At 44.5% G+C, this 13,135-nt stretch carries 12 protein-coding genes; all 12 read right to left on the bottom strand.

Annotation, left to right across the window (positions count from 1 at the left end):
- Positions 1–61: 61 nt before the first annotated feature.
- Positions 62–1,420: a ClC family H(+)/Cl(-) exchange transporter gene (locus tag NYP67_RS01035; protein ID WP_421778672.1), complete on the bottom strand. Its 1,359-nt coding sequence runs from the start codon at positions 1,418–1,420 to the stop codon at positions 62–64.
- Positions 1,421–1,551: 131 nt separating this feature from the next.
- The gene (locus tag NYP67_RS01030; protein ID WP_020757983.1) at positions 1,552–1,971 is read right to left on the bottom strand and encodes a fluoride efflux transporter FluC; all 420 of its coding nucleotides are present in this window, start codon (positions 1,969–1,971) and stop codon (positions 1,552–1,554) included.
- Positions 1,968–2,525: a fluoride efflux transporter FluC gene (locus tag NYP67_RS01025; RefSeq protein ID WP_115761457.1), complete on the bottom strand. Its 558-nt coding sequence runs from the start codon at positions 2,523–2,525 to the stop codon at positions 1,968–1,970. Before NYP67_RS01025 ends, NYP67_RS01030 begins: the two co-directional genes overlap by 4 nt.
- Positions 2,526–2,591: 66 nt before the next feature.
- On the bottom strand, positions 2,592–3,893 hold the full coding sequence (locus NYP67_RS01020; protein WP_115761458.1) for an adenylosuccinate synthase: 1,302 nt from the start codon (positions 3,891–3,893) through the stop codon (positions 2,592–2,594).
- A 141-nt stretch (positions 3,894–4,034) separates the two neighbouring features.
- The gene (gene fbaA / locus NYP67_RS01015) at positions 4,035–5,090 is read right to left on the bottom strand and encodes a class II fructose-bisphosphate aldolase (protein ID WP_415680883.1); all 1,056 of its coding nucleotides are present in this window, start codon (positions 5,088–5,090) and stop codon (positions 4,035–4,037) included.
- Positions 5,091–5,144: 54 nt separating this feature from the next.
- On the bottom strand, positions 5,145–5,522 hold the full coding sequence (locus NYP67_RS01010; protein ID WP_102704890.1) for a chorismate mutase: 378 nt from the start codon (positions 5,520–5,522) through the stop codon (positions 5,145–5,147).
- A 7-nt stretch (positions 5,523–5,529) separates the two neighbouring features.
- Positions 5,530–6,027, bottom strand: a complete 498-nt coding sequence (locus tag NYP67_RS01005; RefSeq protein WP_004132301.1) for an Lrp/AsnC family transcriptional regulator — start codon at positions 6,025–6,027, stop codon at positions 5,530–5,532.
- Between the two features lie 292 nt (positions 6,028–6,319).
- Entirely contained in the window at positions 6,320–8,233 is a 1,914-nt protein-coding gene (gene rho / locus NYP67_RS01000; RefSeq protein ID WP_032819478.1) for a transcription termination factor Rho, read from the bottom strand.
- 188 nt (positions 8,234–8,421) lie between these two features.
- Positions 8,422–10,041, bottom strand: a complete 1,620-nt coding sequence (locus NYP67_RS00995) for an NAD(P)/FAD-dependent oxidoreductase (RefSeq protein WP_473411089.1) — start codon at positions 10,039–10,041, stop codon at positions 8,422–8,424.
- A gap of 103 nt (positions 10,042–10,144) precedes the next feature.
- A complete protein-coding gene (locus tag NYP67_RS00990) occupies positions 10,145–10,459 on the bottom strand; it encodes a DUF2469 domain-containing protein (protein WP_004105898.1) in 315 nt (104 codons plus the stop codon).
- The gene (locus tag NYP67_RS00985; RefSeq protein ID WP_248901432.1) at positions 10,456–11,445 is read right to left on the bottom strand and encodes a GNAT family N-acetyltransferase; all 990 of its coding nucleotides are present in this window, start codon (positions 11,443–11,445) and stop codon (positions 10,456–10,458) included. The genes NYP67_RS00990 and NYP67_RS00985 overlap by 4 nt, the downstream gene beginning before the upstream one ends.
- 178 nt (positions 11,446–11,623) lie before the next feature.
- Positions 11,624–13,123: an Asp-tRNA(Asn)/Glu-tRNA(Gln) amidotransferase subunit GatB gene (gene gatB, locus NYP67_RS00980; protein WP_016795486.1), complete on the bottom strand. Its 1,500-nt coding sequence runs from the start codon at positions 13,121–13,123 to the stop codon at positions 11,624–11,626.
- Positions 13,124–13,135 lie beyond the last annotated feature (12 nt).

Raw genomic sequence — 13,135 nt, 5'->3', positions numbered from 1 at the left:
TCCGCCAAAAAGTTATCCACATTGCTGTTTTAGCGTATTTTTGTATAAGCGTATAAGCATATTAGCGCACGAGTTTTGGATTGGAAGCCATGTACCTTTCCAGAAGTTCGCCATAGATTGGCTTAGTGTGCAAAATATCGGATACAAGAAGCGCAATAAAAGCAGATGCAGCAACTGGAAGAGTGTGAATCATTGTTCCCGACATTTCTACAGTTAGCAAAATCGAAGTGAGCGGAGCTTTTACAGAAGCCGAAAGCGTGCCAGCCATAACACACACTGTAAAAATTGGCATTAGCTTTGCGTCAATGCCAAGAATCGGAATGCTTATTATTGCGCGCGCAGCAACGCCGCCTGCTAGCGCTCCAACAGCAAGAATTGGCATAAAAATTCCGCCAGGCGCTCCGCACCCAAAGCTTGTAGAAGTAAATAGCATTTTTGCAACAAACAGAATGCACAGAAGCGCTATGCTTGCTTTTCCATATTCAGAGAGCTTAACAAGATTCGAGCCTCCGCCAAGAACTTCTGGCAAATATAAGCCAACAGGAATCGCGATTAAGCATGCTATAGATACAGGAGCCCACTTTGGCAAATATTTATACATCGTTTGCAATCCAAGTAAGGATCTATTCATTAAAGAGCCAATAAGTCCCGCAAAAATGCCAAGCGGAATCAGCCAAAAATGAAGTGTCATTGGTAAGTCTGGAATCCTTCCAAAGTCTAAAACAGGTCGAAGTCCAAAGCATGTTTGAGACACAAAGTCCGCGCAAATAGATGCAGCAGCAGCTCCCATAAGAACTGTAGAAGACAATCCGTGTTGAACTTCTTCCATAGCAAACATAAGCCCAGAAAGTGGAGCGCTAAATGCTGCAGATAAGCCAGCTGCAGCTCCAGCGGTTACAACATAGTGTTCTTGCGTATCGTTTTTATTGCCTTTTCTAAAAATGCGAGACATCATTTGCGCGCCGCAAGCTCCGATTTGAATCGAAGGGCCTTCGCGCCCAAGAGATAAGCCAAATAGCGAACCCAACAATCCGCCTACAAATCGAACAGGCAAAATAGTGTTCCAACACATTTTTAGACCGCGCTGAACGTATCCAACAACTTGTGGAATGCCGCTTCCAGACGCCATGCTTTCTTTGCGACTCATCCAGCCAATAAAGAATCCAGCAACAATCGCAAAAATCACGCAAGGCGCAATCCAAAGCATGTTTTGCAGCATTCGCGCATACATCCATCGCGCAAAATCGGTTCCGTACTCAATCCCAAGTCTATAAGTTGCTACAAGCGCTCCCGAAACAAGGCCAACAACTACGCCTGCAAGAACCATCTTCCATCTAAGATGCTTAAGTGTTTTAAGAATGCGATCCGAAAAGTCGCGCAAAAAGTCGCGTATAAAACCGCCTACGTTCTTTAAAGTCACAATAAACCTATTCTTAAATCAAATCGCAAACAAATACACAAAGCATTTTAACATTTTAATAACACAATAAACGTTAATTAATAAAATACATTAATTAATAAATAAAATACGTCAATTAATAAAATTAAAAACTAAGACTTTAGAAGTAAAAACATTACAAAACACGGTCCAGCGTATGCAATAAATGCGCACAAGAATGGCACTATTAGTTCGCTAATAAAAAGACATAGTCCAAGCTTGATTTTCTTTAGCTTAAACAGGCTTACGATTTCTAAGATTGCGGTTGAAAACGTTGAAAATCCGCCTAAAAATCCCAATGCGCACGTGTAGATAATAGTCGAAGCAAAAGTTAAATCGTATATAATCGAAGAACTTAAAAATACAACTAAGCCCATTATAAAAGACGCAAAAGCGTTGATTAGCAAAGTCGCGATTGGAAAATCATGGTTATAAACGCGCCCGATTGCGTCAGATATTGCGCAACGAAGAACGGCGCCAAGTCCCGCAAAAACAAGAGGCAGCCAAAAAAGAACGTATGCGTAAGACATCATTTTGCACCGCCCCTGTTAGCGTCTATTTTATTGATGGCGTTTGCATCACCAGCATTTTTTACGCTGCCATTGCCTTTAAAAGCAAAAATTTTATCTCCAATTAGACTCCCAACAAGCACTGCTAAAACGCCAAGAACCATAGACAACGCCATAATGGCAATTACTTCTACAATGTTCATTGCAGTAAATGCGGAATGCGCGCCCTCAAAGGCAAAAGTAGACATTGTTGAAAGTCCGCCGCAAAATCCTGTGCAAAAGCCGTATTTTATTAAGTCTTTATTTTTGCTGCGCAATCTATTTGCTACAAGCGAACTTACTAAAGCAAGAATAAAACATGCTAAAACGTTAGATAAAAGAGTTGCAAAAGTAAAGCGGCTAAAAAGCATAGAATATCCCGAATCCCAATGCATGCCGTACGTAAAAACGCCTATTTCACTACGCACAAAAGCGCCAAGCAATCCGCCAATAAAAACAACAAAATAGATTTTTAATCCAAGTGATTTATGCTGGCGCTTTTTAGGCAAATCTGGGCGATTTTTTCTCGGAACACTCATATTTTTAGCCGCCTTAAATCGCATTTAATATGTATTTAGTCAACTATTTAGTCAGCATTAATAGCATTAATCGATCAACGAATGAACGCTAATAATGTGGTCGCGCTGAGGGCCAGTGCCAATTGCAGAAACACGGCAATGGGAAAGTTCTTCCAAGCGCTTTACGTAGCTTTGAGTGTTTGCAGGCAAGTCTTCAAACTTGTGCACTTTAGAGATATCTTCGCTCCAGCCTGGAAGCATCTCGTAAATTGGCTTAGCGCTAGCAAACAAAGACTGATCTACTGGCATCTCGTCCACACGCTCAACGCTTCCGTCAGTTAAAGTTACATCGTAAGCTACGCAAACGGGAATCTCTTTTAAGCCAGTCAAAACATCTAGCTTTGTAAGAACAATATCAGTTAGGCCATTTACGCGAGTAGCATAACGGCTAACAACAGAGTCAAACCATCCGCATCGGCGAGGGCGACCAGTAGTTACGCCATATTCGTGACCCTGCTCGCGCAGCCAATCGCCGCTTTCGTCCAAAAGCTCTGTAGGGAATGGGCCTTCGCCAACGCGCGTAATATAAGCCTTAGCAACACCGATTACGCGATTAATGCGAGTAGGACCAACGCCCGTACCCGTGCAAGCGCCTCCAGCTGTAGGATTAGAAGACGTTACAAATGGGTATGTTCCGTGGTCAACGTCTAGCATAGTTGCCTGGCCGCCTTCAAAAAGCACGGTTTTACCATTTTCCATTGCCTGGTTTAGCACAAGCGAAGTGTCGGCAACGTATGGCTTTAAGCGCTTTCCAAGTTCTACGAGCTGGCTTGTAACGGCATCAATATCAATTGGGTGCTGGTTGTAGAGCTTAACAAGCATTTGATTCTTTTGATGCAAGCTGGCTTCTACTTTATCTCGCAAATGATCCGCGTTAAACAAATCGTGTACGCGAATTCCAACGCGATTAATCTTATCGGCATAAGTCGGTCCAATTCCGCGACCCGTTGTGCCAATCTTGTGCTTTCCAAGGAATCGCTCCGTAACTTTATCGATTACGCGATGATAAGGCGTAATAACATGCGCAGACTCGCTAACAAGCAGCTTCGAGCAGTCAACGCCGCGTGATTCTAGCGCGTCAATCTCTTCAAAAAGAACCTCTGGGTCTACAACAACGCCGTTTCCAATAACGGGAGTTACGTTTGGGCTGATTATGCCGCTAGGAAGTAAGTGCAATGCGTAAGATTCGTTTCCTACAACAACAGTGTGGCCAGCATTATTGCCGCCATTAAAACGTGCAACAATATCTACCTTAGAACCAATTAAATCAGTTGCTTTACCTTTGCCTTCGTCACCCCATTGAGCGCCAATAAGCACAATTCCAGGCATGCTGAACCTCCATTTTTGAGCTAACGTTGCCCAAATAAACACAATTCCTACGTGTTAAGATTATCGCAAAGCCAATACCGAATAATGCCAAATAACGCCTAATAATATTTGCGATTGCGCTATTTTAGAGCTGTTCTAAAGCTATTTTAAAGCTTTTCCAGCAGACCCAAGCTGCACGCATGCTTCAACAACACGCTGAGCCATTGCTTTTTCTGCCTCTTTGCCCCAAGACCTTGGGTCGTAAAGTTTCTTGGCACCAACTTCGCCGTCGATTTTAAGAACCGAGTCGTAGTTGTGGAACATGTGGTCGGCGATTGCGCGCGTAAAAGCGTATTGCGTATCTGTGTCAATATTCATTTTTACAACGCCATATTTTACAGCTTGCGCAATTTCTTCTGCTGTAGAGCCAGATCCGCCATGGAACACTAGCAAGAATGGTTTTGTTGGCACGCCAAACTTGCGATTGCACAAATCAAGCTTGTACTTGTTGTATACAGCGCTTTGAATGTTGTCTAATAACTGCGGCCTAAGCTTAACAACGCCCGGCTTGTATGCTCCATGAACGTTTCCAAACGTAAAAGCTGCCATGTATTTTGCGCAGTCCTCTAAACCTAATCGCTCAACAACGCGCATAGCGTCTTGGGGAGTGGAGTACAGCTTTTCGTCAATATCTGCTCTGTGGCCGTCTTCTTCGCCGCCAACTGCGCCGATTTCAATCTCTAGAATCGTGCGCGCTTTATTTGACTCTTCTAGCAATTCTTCTGCAATGTCTAGATTGTGCTCAAGTTTAACTGTGGATCCATCCCACATATGCGACTGGAAAATCGGCTCTTTGCCGTTCGCAACTTGATCTGCTTCATAAGCTAAAAGTGGCCTAATCCAATCGTCTAAATAGGCTTCTGCACAATGATCTGTGTGCAATGCAACCGTAATGTTTGGGTATTGTGCAGCAACTTGATGCGCGAATTGCGCAAATGCGATTGATCCAACAACGCGATTATTTACGCACTGGCCAGAAAAATATGCGGATCCTCCAACAGACACTTGAATAATTCCGTCGCTTTGTGCTTCGGCAAATCCTTGTAGTGCTGCGTTTAAGGTCTGTGTGCTAGTAACGTTAATCGCAGGGTAGGCGTATCCGCCTTTGCTGGCTGCATCAAGCATTTGTGCGTAACGTTCAACGGTTGCAATAGTCATATTTTTATTATGACTCTAAGCGCGCATATTTTTCAGATTTTGCTAGATTTGTTACTATTTTTGATTATTTTTGATTTCTTGATGACGCTTTTTTGCGGCAGCTACAACAAAATGTAGATACTCTAGCGCGATTTCTTCTTTTAATCCAGATTCTTCAGCAATTTTTTTAAGTCGATTCGCCTGGCGATTTTCCCTAGACTTATCTTCTGTAGCAAGATTTGCGCGAGCTTTTATTTCTCCGACTTTTTCCGTAACTTTAAAGCGCTCTGCTAGAAGCGAAACAATTGCATTGTCAATATTGTCAATCGACTGACGCAGCGCAAAAATCTCATTCATTGAATCGTTGCAATCACTATAATCGCTGCAATCGTTGCAATGCGATTCATCAAAATATTCGCGTGCGTCAATCGACTCTTTAGAAAAGTTGAACATGCTATTTTTAGTCAAAATAAGTTTGCAAAACCATTGTTGTTTCTGTGCTAACTGGAACAACACGATGAATTGTGTTGATTAGTTCTTCTAGCTTGCTAGGAGTTGCAACGCGAACAACAAGCATAAAGCTTGGGCTTCCAGTAATCGAATAGCACGCTTCAATGCCGTCAATGTCTTTCAACTTGGTTGGAACGGAAGCTTCTTGCTCAAAATCAAGAGGCGTAACCGCCACGAATGCGCTTACTGGCAAGCCTCTGCGCTCGTAGTCAATCAAAGCGCGATATCCAGTTATGATTCCTTTGCGCTCGAGCTTTTGAACTCTGGATTGCACAGCGGAAACAGACAGTCCAGAAGCTTTGGCTAGCTTGGTTAATGTTGCACGGCCATCGTGCTCAAGAATATCTACAATAATTGCATCCGTAGAATCGATCGGAGCAACTGTGCTCGCGCTGGTTTCTAAGCCAGAAGGAATATTATTTTCAATCCTATGAGAGTTTCCCGTCATGCGATCTCCATCCTCATACAGCGCCACCAAAATCTTTGTTTTGCTTCTTCGACTTTAGCTGCGCCCCCTGCAGTCTCTTCAATCGTATCGTATTTTTTAATGAAAAAGAACAAAATTAGATAAAAAATCACGGTTTTTCACATTATTTAACACATGTTTACATATATAAACTTTTGACCATTCTATTTTTATGTATGTTTTTTGTATGTTTTATGCATGAGATTATTAAAAATGCCTCATGATTATTAAATCAAGAGGCATTTAATTTAGATTATTATTTTACGCGAAAACTTTACGCGATTGCGCCTGTTCCGCCATTTGTGGAATTGTTGGCTTGCTGAACAATAGCCGCAAGAAAATCGCGATTAGAAGCGGTCTTCTTTAAGCGCGGAACCAAAGTCTGATAAGCCTGTTCTGGCTCCAGTCCGCCGAACAATCGCCTCAAGCGATAAATAATCGGCAACTCTTGAGCAGGAGTAATCAACTCTTCGCGGCGCGTGCCAGAAGAATTGATATCTACAGCTGGGAACAGTCGCTTATCTGCCAAATCGCGGCTCAAACGAAGCTCCATGTTTCCAGTGCCCTTAAACTCTTCGAAAATAACTTCATCCATCTTTGAACCAGTTTCCACCAAAGCAGAAGAAATAATAGTCAAAGAGCCGCCATTTTCAATGTTTCGTGCAGCACCAAAGAACTTCTTAGGAGGGTAAAGCGCTTGAGCGTCTACGCCGCCAGAAAGAATACGGCCAGAAGCAGGAGCAGCAATATTGTATGCGCGAGCAAGGCGAGTCATGGAATCAAGAAGAACAACAACATCTTGGCCAAGCTCTACAAGCCTCTTAGCACGCTCAATCGCAAGCTCTGCAACAGTAGTGTGGTCTGATGCTGGGCGGTCGAATGTAGAAGAAATAACCTCGCCCTGAACAGTGCGCTCCATGTCTGTAACTTCTTCTGGGCGTTCGTCTACAAGAACAACCATCAAATGTACTTCTGGATTGTTAACAGCAATCGCGTTAGCAATATTTTGCAAAGTGATTGTTTTACCAGCCTTAGGAGGCGAAACAATCAAACCACGCTGACCCTTGCCAATAGGTGCCACAAGATCAATGATTCTGCCAAGCATGCGATTTGGCGTAGTCTCTTGCTTTAAGCGTTCATGCGGATACAAAGGTGTGAGCTTAGCAAATTGTGGGCGATTTTGAGACTCTTCTACGCTCATGCCGTTAATGCTGTCAACACTTTGCAAAGGAACGAACTTTTGACGCTGATTCCTGCGATCTCCCTCGCGAGGAGCGCGAATAGAGCCTTGAACCGCATCTCCCTTGCGTAAGCCGTACTTTTTGATTTGGCTCATAGAAACATAAACGTCATTTGGACCAGGCAAATAGCCAGAAGTACGCACAAATGCGTAAGATTCAAGCACATCTACAATGCCAGCAACTGGAACAAGCTCTTCTTTTGGCTCTTCGCGACGTGGAGCTTGCTCGTGAATCTCGTGCTCTTCACGAATCTCGGAGCGTTCCGCACGTTCAGTACGTTCCGCTTTAGAATCGTAGTCGTCTCTAGTGCGTCGCGTTCTGCGCTGGAATCTATCAGATCTTTCTGCTTTAGAAGTGTAATCATTTTCTTCGCTAGAGCGAGTAGACATACGCATTCTGCGCGATTCCGAGTTGCGGTTAGCGTTTGGAGCAGAAGACTTTTCGCTTGGCAAAGTGGCAAGAATCTGATCTAAATTAGCATCCACTTCGTCTGTTTTAGCAAAATTACTACCATTATTTTGCTCAGCGTTTACGCTTGCATTTGTACGAGCGTTATCTTCTCTCGTAACATTTGCAGAGCCTTCTTTGCGATATCGATGAGTCTGATTTTCGCGCGCAAAATTGCGATTACGCGTCCCACTATTTGCATCGCTTGAATCAGAAGAATCATTAAAATCGCGATTCGTGTCAATGCTCGAGCGGAGTTCAAAAGAAGATGAATTGTTTTGCGTTTCGTCGTCGCTTTGAGAAACACGATTTATTCGTAAAGTGCTTTTAGGAACATGAACGCTAACACCAGCTGGAGCATCCCCACCATTGCGCGCAGCAGTTAGCGTAGCAACCAAATCTGGCTTGCGCATTGTAGACGTACCGCGCAGACCCATTTGCTTTGCAAGATCCTTAAGCTCCGAAAGCTTCATATCATCAAGATTTTGGCTTGTTGCCACAGTTATGCCTTTCCCTAACTCCAAGATAGACTGCTTGGAGCTTTACGTGGAAGATTACGGAAAATCCGTTGTGAATATAACGACAAACACATATCAATGTGTATTAATCGCTGATAAATGTATGCTACTACACTCATACGACTCACAACACACGCGTGGCAATGCAGACGTTATAAACGTTACAAGCGCTACTTCTTTTCGTGATACGATTTTTCGGTATTAACAGACCAAACGTTATCTTTAGACTTCTTACCACTATCGATGTTTTGTACAGCTTCAATAGCAGTTGCCATTGAGTGATCCTGGTTATTGTAGCGGTGCTGGCCATTTCTACCAACGCAATACAAGTTGCCAAAACCGTCTAAGTACTTAACAAGCTCAGGCATTTGAGCATAAGTGTCAAAGTAAGCAGGGTAGGCCTTTGGAACGCGTTCGCGATGAGCGTCTAAAACGTCATCTTCGCTGTCAATAACTTGCATGCGAATCAGCTCGTCAATGGCGTTTTTGCGAGCCTCTTCGTCGCTCATATTCCAAAAATCGTCGCCTTCGCTGCAGAAGTATTCAAGACCAATCCAAACGGTATTATCAACATCCTTAACAAGGTATGGACTCCAGTTGTTAAAGATTTGCAAACGTCCAACCTTGTAGCCAGGGTCTTGAACGTAAATCCAGCAATCTGGCACAATAGGTGGGTTGCCAAGCGTTGGAATGTCGGTAGTGTTGCGCAAACGCATGCGCTTAACAAGCAAGCCAACAGTCACAAAATCGCGGTAAGGAAGGCCAGACGCAACTTTTTGCAAGTCTTGTGGAACTTCTGCATTTGCATCGCCATGCGCGCCTTGCTCAATAGACGCAACCAAATCTTTAATTGGCATAGACGAAATAAACTGATCTGCACGAAGCTCGCTGCGTTCGCCATTTTGATTTTCAACAACAACGCTGCAAATCTTGCCGTCCGCCTGCTTTATGGCAACAACCTTAGAGCCAGTTAAAACAGTAGCGCCATTTTCTCGGCAACGGCGTTCAACAGTCTCCCAAAGCTGACCTGGACCAAGCTTAGGGTACCAAAATTCCTCAATTAAAGAAGTCTCAACTTCTTTCTGGCTTGCCTTATTTTTAGGCATAAGCTTAGAAATAGCGTTCTTCAAAACTTCAACAATGCTCAAGCCTTTAACGCGCTGAGCGCCCCAATCGGCAGAAATCTGGCTTGGATGCCTTCCCCAAAGCTTTTCGGTGTATCCTTCAAAGAACATGGAATACAGCTTTTTGCCAAAGCGATTAATGTAGAAGTTTTCGAGGTTTGTTTCTGGCAACTTGTGAATCATGGACCAAAGGTAGCTAAAACCAACTTTCATGGTAAGAGCAAAGCCCATAGATCGCAAGGTGGATGCAGAAAGAGAGATAGGGTAGTCAAAGAAATGATGATTCCAGAAGATTCTAGAAACACGATGACGCTTAAGCATAACCTCATCTTCCACTTCTGGGTCTGGGCCTCCAGCCTCTAAATCGTGATGCCTGCCAAGCTTCTTATCGTCGTAAGAAGGAGCGCCCTGAAGAGGCAGCATATCTCGCCACCATTGCATAATGCGATCGTCTTTAGAGAAGAATCGGTGTCCGCCAATATCCATGCGGTTTCCGTTGTATTTTACGGTGCGAGAAATGCCACCAAACTCGCTGGTTGCCTCAAGAACAGTCACATCGTAGCGGCTAGAGCCGCCATCTTTTACAAGCTCCCAAGCTGCCGTCAACCCTGCCGGACCGCCACCAATAATCACTACAGATTGTTTCTGGGATTGTGTATCAGCCAATTTTCCTCCATAACTAAAAACCGCTTTATAAAGTCAAAAACGCAAAATTGCAAGCACGTATATGTATTAAAATCTAAACGTAAGCTTTACTAGCATACTCTTATCACGCGATAGATTCTGGAATATCGATATCCGTTTTTTGAACTTCCTCAACGTTTACGTCTTTGAAAGTAACGATTCTAACGTTTTTTACAAATCGCGAAGGTCGGTAAACATCCCACACCCAAGCGTCTGTTAATTGAACGTCAAAGTACACGTCTTGACCTGCGGAGCGCACGTTAAAATCAACCTTATTTGCCAAGTAGAATCGGCGTTCTGTTTCTACAACGTACGTAAAAAGCTTAATAACGTCACGATATTCCTTGTATAACGCAAGTTCGGCGTCTGTTTCGTAATTGTCGAGGTCTTCGGCGCTCATCGCTTCCCTTCCGTTGGTGTGATTGATGTGATTGGTGCGATTGACGTATTTGATGTAGTTTTATCGGCTGCTTCGTCTTCTTGAGCACGCTTGCGGCCTCGTCCTATAATACGCCACCATGCGCGCTTAGAAGAATCATGTGTGTGCTTAGCACTAGACTCGGCTTGTTCGGTTGCTTGCGACTTGCGCAAATCGCCATTTTTAACTGGGATTGCAATCGAATGCTCGTGCGCGCTTAGGGCCTCGCAAACTCCAGGATTATCTTCGATAACGTGTAATCCAAAAGCGTCTAGCGAGCGAATCGCATCGTACTCGTCTACAAGAGTGTCCATAACAACAAAATCTTGATACTTTTGGCTTTGAGAATCCCAAAGCGCATCGCGAGCAGTTCCCGTCTTCATAAATCCAAGCGACTGATATACCGAAAGTGAGCGCGTGTTTGTTGCAGGAACGCCAACCCAAATCCTGTGCAAAGCAAGACCAACCTCGCTTGGCGCAAAACCGTAAGTCATAACTCTAGGCATTGCATCCCTAGAATACCCACGACCCCTATAGTCGCGTCCTAGAATCACCTGGATCCTAGCGGATTTAGACCAACCGTCAATGTCAATCAAAAATATCATTCCAATAATATTGCCATTAGCATTTTCGGAGTCATCAATAAAATCTGGCACAATTGACCATGCGATTGTTGGGCGCGATTGAGCGTCGCTAGAGGCGGCATCATGATTAGATTTTGCCTCAGTGCTTCCAGCCGAAGACCATTGCACCGAACGATTCACCCACGCGTGAACCATGGCGCGCTCCGATTGCGAATCTTTGCCTGTTATAACGGCTGCTCCATCAAAAGCATGCAATGCGTCCAGTTGCGCCAAATCTTCGATTGTTGCTGGCCTAAGACGTGCCATTTCGCCGCGTATTGGTGGAATTGTAATATTTTCTGGCAACTCGCGGTGGCTTGTAGAATCAGCATTGAATCCTTGCATATTCACCTTTTTCGTACAATCGACTTACGTGTTACAAAAGCTTACAAAAAGCGCTACAGCGATTAGTAAAAACCGCGTTATAAAATCGCACTTTTTGCACCCTATACAATGCTATAAAACACAAAGTTAAAACGCAAAGTATAAAGCGCAAAAAGTGCAAAGTAAAAGCTAATCTAAACTAGCCCTTGATTTTTGCCATTACAATCTTAGTAACAGCTTTAGCATCAGCCTGACCCTTAGTTGCGCGCATAACAGCACCAATAATCGCGCCCATCGGCTTCATATTGCCTGCCTTAAGCTTTTCTGCAACTTCAGGATCGGCTGCAAGAGCAGCGTCAACAGCAGCTTCCAAAGCGCCGTCATCGTTCATAACCTTGAATCCGTGCTTATTAACAACTTCATCAGGCTTGCCCTCGCCGGCCAAAACGCATGCAACAGTTTGCTTAGCGAGCTTATCGTTAAGCTTACCGTCTGCAATTAGCTTTTCAACTTGCGCCACATCTTGCGGAGTAATAGGCAATTCTTCCAAAGTTACGCCACGAGTGTTTGCTTCGCGAGCAAGCTCACCAAGCCACCACTTCTTAGCGCCAGCAGCACTTGCACCAGCTTTAACGGTTTCTTCAACCAAATCAAGAGCATCCGCGTTAAGAATATCTCGCATTTCAAGATCGCTAATGCCCCATTCGCTTTGCAAACGGTTACGGCGCTCGCGAGGCATTTCTGGCATTTGTGCCTTCATGCGCTCAATATGCTCCTTAGTGATGTGGAGCATAACCAAATCTGGGTCTGGGAAGTAGCGATAATCGTCGGCGTCCGACTTTACTCGGCCGCCAGCAGTAGTCTGAGTTGCCTCATCCCAGTGACGAGTCTCCTGCAAAATCTCGCCGCCTTCGCTCAAAATAGCAGCCTGGCGACGAATTTCGTATTGAAGCGTCTTTTCGATTCCGCGGAATGTGTTCACATTCTTAGTTTCCGAGCGCGTACCGAATGAATCGGTTGGCTTTCTGCGGAGCGAAACGTTTACGTCTGCGCGCATATTGCCCTGCTCCATACGAGCATGGGAGATGTTGAGAGCGCGAACAATATCGCGAATAGCGCGCATGTATGCGCCTGCGATTTCTGGAGCGCGGCTGCCAGCACCTTCGATTGGCTTAGTTACAATCTCGATTAAAGGAACGCCTGCGCGATTGTAATCAACCAAAGAATGATTTGCGCCTTCAATACGACCGTCAGCGCCGCCAACGTGAGTATTCTTACCAGCATCATCCTCAATGTGAGCGCGCTCAATCGGAACTCGGAACACAGTGCCATCTTCCAGCTCAACATCCAAGTAACCATTGCCATTAGTAGGCTTATCGTACTGGGAAATCTGATAATCGCGAGGCATATCTGGGTAGAAGTAGTTTTTACGAGCAAATTGGCTCCACTCAGCAATCTCGCAATGCAATGCCAAACCGAGCTTAATCGCGTAATCAACTGCAGTCTTGTTTACAACTGGCAAAGAGCCTGGCAAACCAAGGCTTACAGGAGTTAGCTGAGTATTTGGCTCGCCACCAAAAGATACTTCTGCTGGGCAAAACAGCTTTGTGCGCGTGCTAAGCTCAACGTGAGTTTCCAAGCCGAAAACTGGGTCAAACTGCTCCACAGCATCGGCGTATTTCATAAGTTTTTCAGCCATGAGAATCCTTCT

The sequence above is a fragment of the Gardnerella sp. c23Ub_4 genome (genome assembly GCF_055804115.1).
Note: the sequence above shows the minus strand (reverse complement) of the source record. Positions and strands in the feature narration are given on the sequence as shown.